Annotated in this window: 1 pseudogene; it reads right to left on the bottom strand. The window is 73.1% G+C overall.

Annotated elements, in window-relative coordinates:
- Nucleotides 1-208: pseudogene (locus tag PA598K_RS35575) on the bottom strand (protein-(glutamine-N5) methyltransferase, release factor-specific); the annotation flags it as partial.

Genomic DNA, 208 nt, shown 5'->3' with positions numbered 1-208 from the left:
CGCCGCTGCCGACGGCCACAGCCGATCCGCCTCGGTGAGCACCGCCTCGACGAGCAGCTCCGTCTCGGGCCGCGGGATGAGCACCGCCGGCGTCACCGCAAACGGCCGGCCATAAAACCAACCCTCGCCGATGATGTACTGCACCGGCTCGCCCGCCGCCTTGCGGCCGATCAGCTCACGCCACGCCTCCCAGCGCTCGGCGGGCAGC

The organism is Paenibacillus sp. 598K (assembly GCF_003851045.1).
GTDB lineage: Bacteria > Bacillota > Bacilli > Paenibacillales > Paenibacillaceae > Paenibacillus_D.
This window is presented reverse-complemented; position numbering and strand designations above follow the sequence as displayed.